The sequence below is a fragment of the Pseudonocardia sp. ICBG1293 genome (assembly GCF_020131355.1).
Classification (GTDB): domain Bacteria; phylum Actinomycetota; class Actinomycetes; order Mycobacteriales; family Pseudonocardiaceae; genus Pseudonocardia.
On record NZ_JAHLEL010000008.1, the window covers coordinates 189842 to 202715 of the forward strand.

Sequence of the window (12874 nt, forward strand, 5' to 3'; positions counted from 1 at the left end):
CGCGCACCGCCGGGGCCCGTGGGCGAACCGGTGGATCAGTTCGCGATCGCGACCGCCGCGGCGTCGGCGCCCACCGCCTTGCCGACGACCAGGCCGCCGGTGCCGCCGTCGGCCGACGGGTCCAGGTCGACCCGGACCGTGTCGCCCTCGCGGACACCGCCGGACAACAGCTCGCGGGCGAGCTGGTCGCCGATCGCGGACTGCACCAGCCGGCGCAGCGGTCGCGCACCGTAGACCGGGTCGAACCCGTTCATGGCGAGCCACTCGCGGGCCGCGTCGGAGACCTCCAGCGACAGCCGCCGCCTGGCCAGCCGGCGCCCCAGCACCCCGACCTGGATGTCGACGATGTGGGTCAGCTCCTCGGTCGACAGCGCGTGGAACACCACGACGTCGTCGAGCCGGTTGAGGAACTCCGGCTTGAAGTGCGACCGGACGACCGACATGACGGCGTCCGTGCGCCCCTTCTCGTCCAGCGACGGGTCGGCGATCGCCTGGCTGCCCAGGTTGGACGTCAGCACCAGGATCGTGCTGCGGAAGTCCACCGTGCGGCCCTGACCGTCGGTGAGCCGGCCGTCGTCGAGCACCTGCAGGAGCGTGTCGAACACGTCCGGGTGCGCCTTCTCGACCTCGTCGAGCAGCACGACGCTGTAGGGCCGCCGCCGCACCGCCTCGGTGAGCTGACCGCCCTGGTCGTAGCCGACGTAGCCGGGAGGGGCACCGACGAGCCGGGCCACCGAGTGCTTCTCGGAGTACTCGCTCATGTCGATGCGGATCATCGCCCGCTCGTCGTCGAACAGGAACTCGGCCAGTGCCTTGGCCAGCTCGGTCTTGCCGACGCCGGTGGGCCCCAGGAACAGGAACGACCCGGTGGGCCGGTTCTCGTCCGCGACGCCCGCACGGGCGCGGCGCACCGCGTCGGACACGACGCGCACGGCCTCGGCCTGGCCGACCACCCGGTGGCCCAGCTCGTCCTCCATGCGCAAGAGCTTGGCGGTCTCGCCCTCCAGCATCCGGCCGGCGGGCACGCCGGTCCAGGAGCTGACGACGTCGGCGACGTCGTCGGGCCCGACCTCCTCCTTCAGCATCACGTCGTCGGCCCGCTCGACCGTCTCGGTGGCGGCGGCGAGCTCCTTCTCCAGCTGCGGGATGCGCCCGTAGCGCAGCTCCGCGGCCCGGCCCAGGTCGCCGTCGCGCTCGGCCCGCTCGGACTCGCCGCGCAGCTGCTCCAGCTGCTCCTTGAGCTCACGGGTGACGTCGATGGCGCTCTTCTCGTTCTGCCAGCGCGCGGTCAGCGCGGCCAGCTCCTCACGCTTCTCGGCCAGCTCGGCGCGCAGGGCGACGAGGCGGTCCCTCGACGCCGCGTCGACCTCCTTGTCCAGCGCCATCTCCTCGATCTCCAGGCGGCGGACGGCCCGCTCCACGGTGTCGATCTCCACCGGACGCGAGTCGATCTCCATCCGGAGCCGGGAGGCGGCCTCGTCGACGAGGTCGATCGCCTTGTCCGGGAGGAACCGGGCGGTGATGTAGCGGTCGGACAGCGCGGCCGCGGCGACCAGCGCGGCGTCGGTGATGCGGACGCCGTGGTGCACCTCGTAGCGCTCCTTGAGCCCGCGCAGGATGCCGACGGTGTCCTCGACGGACGGCTCGCCGACCAGCACCTGCTGGAAGCGGCGCTCCAGGGCCGGGTCCTTCTCGATGTGCTGGCGGTACTCGTCCAGTGTGGTGGCGCCGACCATCCGCAGCTCACCGCGGGCGAGCATCGGCTTGATCATGTTTCCGGCGTCCATCGCGCCCTCACCGGACGCTCCGGCGCCGACGATCGTGTGCAGCTCGTCGATGAAGGTGACGACCTCGCCCGCGGAGTCGGTGATCTCCTTCAGGACGGCCTTGAGCCGCTCCTCGAACTCGCCGCGGTACTTCGCGCCGGCCACCATCGACCCCAGGTCGAGGGAGACGACCCGCTTGCCGCGCAGCGACTCGGGCACGTCACCGGCCACGATCCGCTGGGCCAGGCCCTCGACGATCGCGGTCTTGCCGACACCCGGCTCGCCGATCAGCACCGGGTTGTTCTTGGTGCGCCGCGACAGCACCTGCACGACGCGGCGGATCTCGGTGTCCCGGCCGATGACCGGGTCGAGCTCGCCCTCGCGGGCGCGGGCGGTGAGGTCCTGGCCGTACTTCTCCAGTGCCTGGTAGCTGCCCTCCGGGTCCGGGCTGGTCACCCGGGCCGAGCCGCGGACCCTGCCGAACGCCTCGCGCAGCGCGTCCGGCGTGGCGCCGTGGCGCGCCAGCAGCTGGGCGACCGGGCCGCCGGAGCGTGCGAGGCCGACGAGCAGGTGCTCTGTGGAGACGTACTCGTCACCCATCTCGGTGGCGAGCTGCTGCGCCGCGGTGATGGCGGCCAGCGCGTCCCGGGACAGCTGCGGCGCGCTCACCGACGATCCCGCCGCCGACGGCAGCCGGTTGCCCAGTGCGGTCAGCTCGGATCGGACGGCGGACGCGTCCGCGCCGACGGCGGCCAGCAGCGGCGCGGCGATGCCGTCGCCCTGGGCCAGCAGGGCACCGAGCAGGTGGGTCGGCCCGACGTCGGGGTTCCCGGCCAGCGTCGCGGCCTGGACGGCTGCGGAGATGGCCTGCTGGGTACGGGTGGTGGGGTTGAAGGAGTCCATGCTCCGCGTTCCTCCCGGTCCTTCTGAGGTAGTGGGTCCGTGGTGGGGGCGGCACCCCGGGCCGCTGCTCCACAGTCTGCCCGGTCGACGCGCCTCTCGACAGGATCAACCGCAGAAAAGTTGAGTCCATTCCGCTCAACACGGAAGTTTTCCCGGGAACGACCGCGGCCCGCCCGGAGGGTTCCGGACGGGCCGAGGAGTGGGGCGGGTGGTGGGGGCGGCGCGGCCCGAGGGGTGCCCGCGGTCGGGCTCAGCGGCCGGACGGGCGGCGCCGCAGCGTCCGCGAGGCCCCCGCGCCGAGATGGGTCGTGCTCGGGAACCGGCGGCGGGCGGGCCGCGGCACCTGCGGCTCGGTCCCCCGGGCGCCGAAGAAGTCGCCACCCTTGCGGGCCGGGTCGTCGGTGCCCCAGGCACGCCGCTGAGTCACCCGCTCCATCCGCGGGATGTGCTTGCGGCAGTGGATGTAGGCCTCCTCGACGTCGACGACCACCCAGCGCTCGGCGCGGCGACCCGCGGCGTGGTCGCGGGCCCCGCCGGGATAGGCGGCCCGGAAGGCGTCGTCGTCCATGACCCGTGCACGGCCGTTGACGTGCAGCCCGATCAGCGACTCGGTGAAGTCCACCATCAGGATCCCGACGTGCGGGTTCTCCACCAGGTTGCCGAGGCTGGCGTACACCCCGTTGCCGCGGTACTCGGGGTAGGCCAGCGTGTACGGGTCCAGGACGTGCAGGAACCCGGGCGGGCCCGCCCGCAGCGAGCTGTCGCACTCGCCGTGCGCGTCGGACGTCGCGACGAACGCCATCTCCATCCGCCCGACGAACTCGATCATCCGGGGCAGCAGCCGGTCGCGGAGCTGGTCGTCGTAGAACCGGTCGGCCCGGTCGGTGCTGCCCACCTCGGCCTGCAGCGCGTGCTCACCGGCCGAGCCGGGCCGGTGCGTCACCTCCGCGCCACCGACCACCTCCGGGACACCGACCGCGCCGGCGGCGGACGTGTCGCGCTCCGGGGCCTCGGGGACGGGGACCGGCGACCCGGCCGGACGGTCCCGTCCGGGGAGGACGACGGCGGGGGTTCGCAACGGCACGCGACAACCGTGCCATCCGGCGCGGCCAGGACCAAACGATCATCGCTCCGACCGGCCGGGGGACACGCCACGTCGGCATTCCGCGCGATGGGCGCTATCCTGACCACGGCGCCACCCACGCCATGACGAGTGACTGCCGTCCCCGAACGGATGATGAGTGACCATGCGTGCCCGCTCACCACACCCTGGTGAGTCGGTCGGCGTACGCCGTTCCGGCGGATGGAGTCGTTCGCGTACCCTAACCGGCGGAACACGGGCGTCGACGCCCGGTGTCACCGCGGCACGGAGCACGACCGAGGAGAGTGTCCGCCAGGCATGACTGCTGACCAGCTGATCGCCGGCGACGTCGCCCCGCCGCGACGCCCCGCCTCGGAGGCGGCCCGCACCGTCGAGCTCATCCGGACCAGCTTCGCCCTCGTCGAGCCGGAAGCCGAGGAGATCGGCAAGCACTTCTACGCCACGCTGTTCAGCGCGGCGCCCGAGACGCGCGACCTGTTCCCCGTGAACATGGAGGTGCAGCGCAGTCGGCTGCTGCGCGCCCTCGTGCACGTGGTGCAGATGGTCGACCAGCCCGACGACCTGGTCCCGTTCCTGCAGCAGCTGGGCCGCGACCACCGCAAGTTCGGCGTGCTGTCCCAGCACTACGACGCGGTCGGCACCGCGCTGCTCTCGGCGATCGCCACGTTCGCGGGCGACAACTGGGCCCCGGAGATAGAGAAGGCCTGGGTGGGCGCCTACGGCATCGTCTCCGACGCGATGCAGCAGGCCGCCGCGGCCGAACGCGGTCCGGCCTCCTGGCTGGGCCGGGTCGTCGAGCACCGCCGGATCGGCTGGGACCTGGCCGTCGTCACCGTCGCCACCGACCAGCCGGTGCCCTACCAGGCCGGGCAGTACGTCTCGGTGGAGACACCGCACCGCCCGCGTCTGTGGCGCTACCTGTCCCCGGCGAACGCCCCGCGCCGCGACGGGACGATCCAGTTCCACGTCCGCGCGGTCGAGGGCGGCTGGGTCAGCCGCGCGATCGTCGCGCACAGCCGGGTCGGCGAGACCTGGCGGATCGGCTCGCCGATGGGCCGCATGGCCGTCCCGCAGAACACCCGGCGGGAGCTGCTGATGGTGGCGGGCGGGACCGGCGTCGCCCCGATGAAGGCACTGCTCGACGAGGTGGGCAGGCGCCCCCAGCCGCCCCGCACCCAGGTGTTCGTCGGCGGTCGCACCTGGGACGACCTGTACGACTTCACCTCGCTGCGCAAGCTGTCCTACAACTACCCGTGGCTCGACGTGATCCCGGTCGTGGAGTACGAGGACGAGCCCTCCGGAGCCGAGACCGGCACCCTCGCCGACGTCGTCACCCGGTTCGGCGCGTGGAGCGACCACGACGTCCTGGTCTGCGGGTCGCCGTCGATGATCCGCTCCACGGTGTCGCGGATGCTGGTCGCGGGTACGCCGCTCGACCGCATCACCTACGACCCGTTCACGATGGACTGAGCGGGCCCGCACGCCACGGCGGCCGTCCTCCCGCACCGGGAGGGCGGCCGCCGTCGTTGCGGGGCGCGGTCAGAACGCCTCGGTGGTGCGCACCGACAGCACGTGCAGCTCACGGCGGCCGGTGAACGCGTCGCGCCCGTGCAGGAAGCGGTAGTTGTCGAGGACCAGCAGGTCCCCGCTCTCCAGCCGGAACCGCGGCGCCGCGTCGAACGCGGTGGCGAGCAGGTCGGCGTAGTCCTCGATGTGGGCGAGGTGGCTGTCCCAGTACGGCTCACGGGGGACCGGCAGTGCGTAGTCGCTCGCCCGGACGGCACGCCGGCCACCACGGGTGTGCTCGACCATGCGGCGCAGCAGCGGGGTCGACGGCACACCGCGCGGCGGGTTCGTCCGGCTGCCGAAGAAGTCCACGTCGCAGCCGGTCAGGAACCCGTGCAGCGACGGGTGCTCGGTCGCGAGCCGGTCGGCCAGCGCGTAGCCGTCGACGAGCACCGAGTCGCCCCCGGACGGCGCCGGGGACGTGCAGTGCATGAACAGGAAGTCCTCGTCGGGGTCGCGCAGCCGTACGGTGCGCCCGTGCACGTCGGCCTCGAGGAACGCGCCGTCGTTGTGCAGGCCGAGGACCGGCGAGTCGGTCCCGCCCTGTGGCCGGATGCCGAACAGCTCGCGCAGCCGCCCGCCGAGCAGGGTGGCCGCGGCGACGACCATCGCCTCCGGGTCGGGGCCCGCGCCGGGGATCCGGACGACGCCGTCGCGGGCCAGCACCTCCCGGGCCTCGCCGAGCGCCGCCGCGCGGGGCACGACCCCGGTCTCGTCCACCAGGCTCTTGAGCTCCGGTCGCGCCTCGCCCCTGCGCCGTCCGTCGGTTCCGGTCATCGCCACGACGTACCTCCTGCCGTTCGTCCGTACTCGCAGCAGTCTGGCACGAACGAAGCGATGTCAGAACTGTCCGGTCGGACCGGTCGTCCACCGGCGTTCCAGCCCGCGGCCCAGCGAGGTGACGAGCAGCGCCGTCCCGACGACGGCCAGCGCCGGCAGCAGGACGAGCTGCGGGGCGTTGAACAGGAACTGCCGCCCGTCGGCGAGCATCGCCCCCCACTCCGGGGTGGGTGGCTGCGGGCCGAGCCCGAGGAACGACAGCCCCGCCACGGTGAGCAGGACGTTCGCGAACCGCAGGCACAGGTGCGACAGCAGAGGCCGGGCGAGGTTTGGCAGGACGTGCCGGAAGGCGATCCGCAGCGGGCCGGCGCCGACGGCGACGGCTCCCTCGACGTACTCGCGGGCGCGTTCGCGGACCACGAGCTGGTAGGTGAGCCGGGCGAACGGCGTCCAGCCCGCGATGACGATCGCGACGAGCAGCGACCACACGCCGGGGGCCCCGCCGGAGGCGGCGACCACGACGAGCCCGATGAGCACGGCCGGGATCGCGACGAGGACGTCGATCGTGCGCTGGAACAGCTGCCCGAGCGCGCGCCCGCACCAGGCGGCGAGCACGCCGAGGACCGTCCCGATCCCTGCGCACAGCGCCAGCGCGACCAGGGTGAACCCGACCGAGAGCCGGGCCCCGACGGCGAGCCGGGCGAGCACGTCCCGGCCCAGCTGGTCGGTGCCGAGCGGGTGCGCGGCCGACGGTCCGGCGAAGCGGTGGGACAGGTCGTTGGCGACCGGGTCGAGCGGCAGCAGGGCGACCACGACCAGCAGCCCGAGCAGGGTCAACGCCCCCACCTGCAGCAGCGCGGCGCGCCGGGCCCCGCGCGCGGGGACGCCCGCCGGGCGGGCCAGGACGGACGCGGTCACCGGACGGCGCTCCGGGCGACCGGGTCCAGCGCGAGCGCGAGCAGCTCGGCGAGGATCCCGGCGACGGCGGCGACCAGGACGATCGCCAGCAGCCCGGCCTGCACGACCGGGAGGTCCTGGCCGAGCACGGCGTCGTAGAGCAGGCGGCCCAGGCCGGGGATCGCGAACAGCACCTCGACCACCACCGAGCCGCCGAGCAGCCCTCCGAGGAACAGCCCGGACAGCGAGGTCACCGAGGTGAGGGCCAGGCGGCCGCCGTGCCGCCACAGCACACGGGTGTCGCTGATCCCCTTGGACCGGGCGACGGTGACGTGCGGGCGGGGCAGGGCGTCGACCGTCTCGGCGCGCACGAGCTGGGCCGCGAGCGCGGCCGGGAACGCCGCGAGGGTGAGCACCGGCAGCACCGCCTGGTCCACCCGGCCCCAGCCGGTGGCGGGCAGGACCGGCACGGTGACGGCGAAGGCCAGCACCAGCGCCGTCCCGAGGACGAACTCGGGGACCGCGACCCCCAGCACCGAACCGGTCGTCAGCACCCGGTCGAGCCGGCCGCCGGGGCGGCGCGCGGCGCGCACCCCCAGGGGTATGCCGACCAGCGCCGCGAGCACCAGCGCGGCGACGGTGAGGGTCAGCGACACCCCGAGCGCCGGCCAGAGCAGCCCCGACACCGGGGTCCGGCTGGTCCAGGAGATCCCGAGGTCGCCGCGGAGCAGCGCGCCCGCCCAGCCGGTGAACTGGTCCCACCAGGAGCCGTCGAGGCCGTACTGCTCCCGCAGTGCGTCCAGCACGACGGGGTCCGGATCGGACTCCCCGGTCCGGCTGCGCAGGATCGCGAGCGCGGTGTCCTGGCCGGACAGCCGCGGGAGCAGGAACACCAGCACGGCCGCGGCCACGGCGACCAGCGGCAGTGCCAGCAGCCTGCGCGCGACGAGTGCGGTCACTCCGTGGTCGCCAGCCCGGGGACGACGAGCGACTTCGCCAGCGGGTCGACGGTGTACCCGGTGACGCGGTGGCCGACGCCCCCGGCGTTGGTGTGCACCAGCGGTACCCCGACGACGTCGGCGTTCAGCCGGGCCGCCGCGTCGGTGAACACCTTCTGCCGCGCCGCCGGGTCGGTCTCGGTGCCCAGCGGGGCGAGCAGGGCGTCGAACTGCGGCGAGCAGTAGTGGTTCAGGTTGTAGGAGCCCTGGCAGGTGTAGTCGCTGGTCAACGTGGCGCCGGCGTCCGGCACGTCGAGCAGGTAGCTGCGCGAGAGCAGGTACATGTCGAAGTCACCGGCGAGCAGCTGCGGCTCGCGGGCGTCGTAGTCACCGATCCGCACGTCCGCCTCGATGCCGACGCCGCGGAGCATCTCCTGGACGGCGGTGGCCAGCGTCGGGAGCTCGGGGCGGGCACCGTAGGCACCCAGCTCGATGCGCAGCGGGTCGTCCGGGCCGCGGCCCGCCTCGGCGAGCAGCTGCCGGGCACGCGCCGGGTCGGCGGGCGGCGGGGCGTCCTGGGAGCCCCACGCCACGGCCGGGCCGAACAGCTCGGAGGCCGGGACCGCCGACCCGGCGAGGGCCTGCTCACCGAGGGCGGTGCGGTCCACGGCGGCCGCGACGGCCTGACGCACCCGGATGTCGGCGAACGGGGCACGGGACTGGTTGAGGATCAACGACGCGGTCCGCGGCGCGGCGACGGTCTGGTTCACGTACTCGTCGCCGGTGAACTCCAGCGCGCTGGCCTCGGGGAGCTCCTGCGCGATGTCGGCGTCGCCGGCCCGCAGGGCCAGGGCCCGGGCGGCCGGGTCCGGCACGAAGTTCGCCGTCACCCCGGCGAGCAACGGGCGCTCGCCCCAGTAGCGGTCGTTGCGGGCCAGGGTGACCGACTGGGTGCCGTTCACCCCGGTGATCGTCATCGGGCCGGTGCCGGTCTCCTGTACCGACGGCGGGGTGGCCCGGTACGCCGACGGGGCCAGGATCGCGGTGTTCGCACTGGACAGGCGCAGCGGCAGGATCGGGTCGGGATTCGTCGTCGTGACCCGCACGGCGCCCGCACCGTCCGCGGCGGCCTGCAGCCCGATCCCCCGCACCGGCCGCGGCGGCGCGGCGACGCCGGCCACCCAGTTCAGGGCGGTCGCAGCGGCCTGCCCGGTGAGCGGCTCGCCGTTCTGGAAGGTCACCCCGGGGCGCAGCTCGAACCGCCAGGTCCGCGGGTCGGCCTGCTGGGCCCACGCGGTGGCCAGGGCGGGGCGCGGCCGGCCGTCCGCCCCGGATGCCACCAGGGACTCGGTCACACCCAGCTGGGAGACCACGAACGCGTCGTCGGTGTCCACCCCGTAGCCGGCCGACGGTCCGAAGGCCATCGCGATGGTGAGCCGGCCGTCCGGCACGACCTGGCCGGTCCCACCGCCGGACCCACCGCAGGCGGTGAGGATCGCGGCGCTCACCGCCAGGGCGGCGGCGACCCACGATCGGGAACGACGGGGTGCTACGACGGCGCGCGCGGCGGGCATTGCGACCTGTCCTCTCCGGCGCCCTCGACCGTGTGTCACCCGGCGCCCGGAAGATCTTCGGTAAGCCTGTACACACGGTCAAGCATCTTCATGCATGCGCATATGTTGTTACTGCCATCGAGTCGCGACTGCCCTGGACGACCTGGTACCACTTCGTGGTGCTCCGCAGCCTGCTCCGCCGCCCCGCCGATCCCGAGTCGGATCCGCGGCCCACGGCACCGCTGCGCGCGGGCCGCTGGGCGGACTTCCGCGCGCTCCCCTCGGTGATGAAGCTGCTGATCAGCACCCAACTCGCCTTCAACGTGGGCTTCTACATGGTGCTGCCGTACCTGGCCACGCACCTGGCCGAGGATCTCGGGCTCGCCGCGGCAGCCGTCGGGCTCGTGCTGGGGCTGCGGACGTTCAGCCAGCAGGGGCTGTTCGTGATCGGCGGGACCCTGACCGATCGGTTCGGTGCGAAGCCGGTCGTCCTCGTCGGGTGCGCGCTGCGCGTGACCGGATTCATCCTCCTCGGGGCCGCCGGCACGCTGCCCGCGGTCATCGGCGGGGCGCTCCTGACCGGGTTCGCGGCCGCCCTGTTCTCGCCGGCCGTCGAGTCGTCGCTCGCGCGCGAGGCCGGGGAGCGGGAACGCGCCGGGGAGGGCCCGCCGCGGACCGAGGTGTTCGCGATGTTCGCCGTCGCCGGACAGGTCGGGACGGTCACCGGGCCGCTGGTCGGCACCGCGCTCATGCTGGTCGACTTCCAGCTCGCCTGCCTGGTCGCCGCCGTCGGATTCGTGCTGGTGGGGCTGGCGCACTGGCGCTGGCTGCCGTGGCGGGAGGCCGAGCAGGCCGGTCGGCCGATGCTCGCGGGCTGGGGTGAGGTGCTGGGCAACCGTCGTTTCATGCTGTTCGCGGCCGGCTACTCGGGCTGGCTGCTGTCCTACAACCAGCTGTACCTGGCCCTTCCCGACGAGCTGGAGCGCATCGGCCGCACGGCGGCACTCGGCTTCCTGTTCGTGCTGATGTCGGTGCTGGTCATCACCCTGCAGATGCGGGTGACGACGTGGGGCCGACGGATCGGTGCGGGCCGCTCGGTGGTGCTCGGGTTCGGTCTGATGGCCGCGTCGTTCACCGTGGTCGCGGTGGCGCGGCTGCTGCCGGACCCGCCGGGCTGGTGGGCCCTGGCCCCCGCGGTGTCGATGGTCGTGCTGCTGACCTTCGGCGAGATGTTCGCCGTGCCCGTCGCGCAGGACCTGGTGCCGCGGCTGGCCGGGGAGCGCAGGCTGGGCGCCCACTTCGGGGTGCTGGCCTCGTTCGGCGGGCTGATGGTGCTCGTCGGCTCGACCGGCGTCGGCGCGCTGCTGGACCCGGCCTTCCCGCCGGTGCTGCCCTTCGCGGTGCTGGCCGCGGTCCCGCTGCTGGGCGCCGTGGTACTCGGGCTGCTGGCCCGCCGCGGGGTCCTGACCGCGGCCTGAGCCCACGGCTCCCCGGGGCGGCCCCGGGGAGCCGTCGCACCCCGGGCACCCGTCGTAGGGGCTGCAGCGGCGCCCTCCGGGCTGCGACAGCGCGCAGCGGGGGCCGCGTGGGACTCAGCCGCCGCGCGTGAGACTCAGCCGTCGTCGGCCGGACGCCACCGCACGACGGCCTGGCGGCGGTCCACCGGCACGAGGTCGCGCCGGTAGGAGCGGTGCACCGCGGCCGTGGCCTGCGCGGCGGCGGCCCGGACGGCATCGAGCTCGGCGGTGACCTCGTCGAGGCGTGCCGAGAGCTCGTCGACCATCTGCTCCAGCTCGATGATCCGCTTGACGCCCGCGAGGTTGACGCCCTCCTCCTGGGAGAGCCGTTGCACCTCGCGCAGCAGGGCGATGTCGCGCTGGGAGTAGCGGCGGCCACCGCCCGCGGACCGGCCCGGGCTGACCAGGCCGATCCGGTCGTAGCTGCGCAGGGTCTGGGCGTGCAGGCCGGACAGCTGTGCCGCCACCGAGATGACGAACACCGGACTGTCGTGTGCCACGTCGACGGTCAGCGGTTCCTCCCCGTCCCGGGGGGTGCGTCGTCCGGCCACCGCCATCACCTCCTGGTGCTACCGAGCAGATCGGCCCGGGGGTCGAACGACGACGTCGCCTCGGCGTAGCCCTCCAGCGCGCTCGTCGCCGCCTCGTCCAGCTTCTGCGGGACCGCCACCTCGACGGTGACCAGCAGATTGCCCTTCTTCCCGTTCCTGCGTTCGACCCCGCGACCCGCCACCCGGAACGTCCGGCCGCTGGCGGTCCCCGGCGGGATCCGCAGCGAGACGGTGCTGTCGAGCGTGGGCACCGTCAGGGTCGCACCCAGGACCAGCTCGGGGAAGGTCACCGGCACGGTGAGGGTGAGATCGTCGGCGTTCTTCGACGACCGACCGAAGATCCGGTGCGGGGTCACGCTGACGGTCACGTACAGGTCCCCGGCCGGGGCGCCACCACGCCCGGGCTCACCCTGTCCGGCGAGCCGGATCTTCTGTCCGTCGTCGACGCCCGCGGGCACCCGGATGGACAGCGACCGGGTCCGGGTGGACACGCCGTCGCCGTGGCACTCGGGGCACGGGTCGTCGATGATGCGGCCGGTCCCGCGGCAGTCGCGGCACGGCTCGGAGAACGAGAACGCGCCCTGGCTGCGGTTCACCAGGCCCTGACCGGAACAGGTCGGGCAGGTGCGCGGGGTGCTGCCGGGCCGGGACCCGGTGCCGCCGCAGCGCTCGCACCGCCCGGGCGAGGACAGCTTGATCGGCACCGTCGCGCCGCGCACGGCGTCGTCGAAGGAGATCGTCAGACTGCTCTCGACGTCCTGGCCGCGGCGGGCTCCGGCCGTGCCGAACCCGCCCGCGCCGCCCGCGTTGTTGCGCGCGGTACGGCCGAAGATGTCGCCGAGGATGTCGCTGAAGTCGCCGCCCCCGGCACCGCCCGAGCGACCGGCCTGGCCGAACAGGTCGTTGATGTCGAAGCCGCCCTGGCCCGCGCCCCCGGGGCGTGCACCGCCGGGGAAGCCCCCGCCGCCGCCGAACCCGCCGAAGCCGCCGCCACCCGCGAACATCGCGCGGGTCTCGTCGTACTCCTTGCGCTTGGACTCGTCACCCAGGACGCCGTAGGCCTCGGAGACCGACTTGAAGCGGGCCTCGGCCTTCTCGTCGCCGGGGTTCGCGTCCGGGTGCAGCTCGCGGGCGAGCTTGCGGTACGCCTTCTTGATCTCGTCCTGGGACGCCGTCGAGGAGACGCCCAGCTCGCGGTAGTAGTCCTTCTCGATCCAGTCGCGCTGGGTCACTCCGCCCCCTTCCCGTTCACACCCGCGGTGCGGCGGGAGACCCGTGGTCTCCCGCCGCACCGCGCGGTC

10 protein-coding genes are annotated in these 12874 nt (G+C 74.0%); 2 read left to right on the forward strand and 8 right to left on the reverse strand.

The window, feature by feature from the left end:
- Positions 1-35 precede the first annotated feature (35 nt).
- Positions 36-2669 carry an ATP-dependent chaperone ClpB gene (gene clpB / locus KPF47_RS05795; protein WP_224387499.1) on the reverse strand — a complete coding sequence of 878 codons (2634 nt, stop codon included), beginning with the start codon at positions 2667-2669 and terminating at the stop codon, positions 36-38.
- 250 nt (positions 2670-2919) lie between these two features.
- Positions 2920-3753, reverse strand: a complete 834-nt coding sequence (locus KPF47_RS05800) for a pyridoxamine 5'-phosphate oxidase family protein (RefSeq protein WP_224387500.1) — start codon at positions 3751-3753, stop codon at positions 2920-2922.
- 315 nt (positions 3754-4068) lie between these two features.
- Between KPF47_RS05800 and KPF47_RS05805 the strand changes: the two genes are divergently transcribed.
- Positions 4069-5241 carry a globin domain-containing protein gene (locus KPF47_RS05805; RefSeq protein WP_224387501.1) on the forward strand — a complete coding sequence of 391 codons (1173 nt, stop codon included), beginning with the start codon at positions 4069-4071 and terminating at the stop codon, positions 5239-5241.
- Between the two features lie 69 nt (positions 5242-5310).
- Here KPF47_RS05805 and KPF47_RS05810 read toward each other — a convergent pair whose 3' ends face one another.
- From KPF47_RS05810 to KPF47_RS05825, 4 genes are all read right to left on the reverse strand, one after another.
- Positions 5311-6114, reverse strand: coding sequence for a TauD/TfdA family dioxygenase (locus tag KPF47_RS05810; RefSeq protein WP_224387502.1), 804 nt, complete (start codon positions 6112-6114; stop codon positions 5311-5313).
- A gap of 63 nt (positions 6115-6177) precedes the next feature.
- On the reverse strand, positions 6178-7035 hold the full coding sequence (locus tag KPF47_RS05815; RefSeq protein WP_224387503.1) for an ABC transporter permease: 858 nt from the start codon (positions 7033-7035) through the stop codon (positions 6178-6180).
- Complete coding sequence (locus KPF47_RS05820) at positions 7032-7973, reverse strand: ABC transporter permease (RefSeq protein WP_224387504.1); 942 nt, start codon at positions 7971-7973, stop codon at positions 7032-7034. The genes KPF47_RS05815 and KPF47_RS05820 overlap by 4 nt, the downstream gene beginning before the upstream one ends.
- Positions 7970-9526: an ABC transporter substrate-binding protein gene (locus tag KPF47_RS05825; RefSeq protein ID WP_224387505.1), complete on the reverse strand. Its 1557-nt coding sequence runs from the start codon at positions 9524-9526 to the stop codon at positions 7970-7972. The genes KPF47_RS05820 and KPF47_RS05825 overlap by 4 nt, the downstream gene beginning before the upstream one ends.
- A gap of 155 nt (positions 9527-9681) precedes the next feature.
- Between KPF47_RS05825 and KPF47_RS05830 the strand changes: the two genes are divergently transcribed.
- Entirely contained in the window at positions 9682-10983 is a 1302-nt protein-coding gene (locus tag KPF47_RS05830; RefSeq protein ID WP_224387506.1) for an MFS transporter, read from the forward strand.
- Between the two features lie 134 nt (positions 10984-11117).
- Here the strand turns inward: KPF47_RS05830 and KPF47_RS05835 are convergent, their stop codons facing one another.
- Together KPF47_RS05835 and dnaJ are read right to left on the reverse strand one after the other, a co-directional pair.
- Positions 11118-11573, reverse strand: a complete 456-nt coding sequence (locus KPF47_RS05835) for a heat shock protein transcriptional repressor HspR (RefSeq protein ID WP_308015332.1) — start codon at positions 11571-11573, stop codon at positions 11118-11120.
- Positions 11574-11578: 5 nt separating this feature from the next.
- On the reverse strand, positions 11579-12805 hold the full coding sequence (dnaJ, locus tag KPF47_RS05840; protein ID WP_224387507.1) for a molecular chaperone DnaJ: 1227 nt from the start codon (positions 12803-12805) through the stop codon (positions 11579-11581).
- Positions 12806-12874 lie beyond the last annotated feature (69 nt).

Excerpts from the sequence above, each read along its gene's own strand:
- clpB (WP_224387499.1), bottom strand. The coding sequence starts at position 2,669 with ATGGACTCCTTCAACCCCACCACCCGTACCCAGCAGGCCATCTCCGCA.
- KPF47_RS05805 (WP_224387501.1), top strand. The coding sequence starts at position 4,069 with ATGACTGCTGACCAGCTGATCGCCGGCGACGTCGCCCCGCCGCGACGC.
- KPF47_RS05810 (WP_224387502.1), bottom strand. The coding sequence starts at position 6,114 with ATGACCGGAACCGACGGACGGCGCAGGGGCGAGGCGCGACCGGAGCTC.
- KPF47_RS05825 (WP_224387505.1), bottom strand. The coding sequence starts at position 9,526 with ATGCCCGCCGCGCGCGCCGTCGTAGCACCCCGTCGTTCCCGATCGTGG.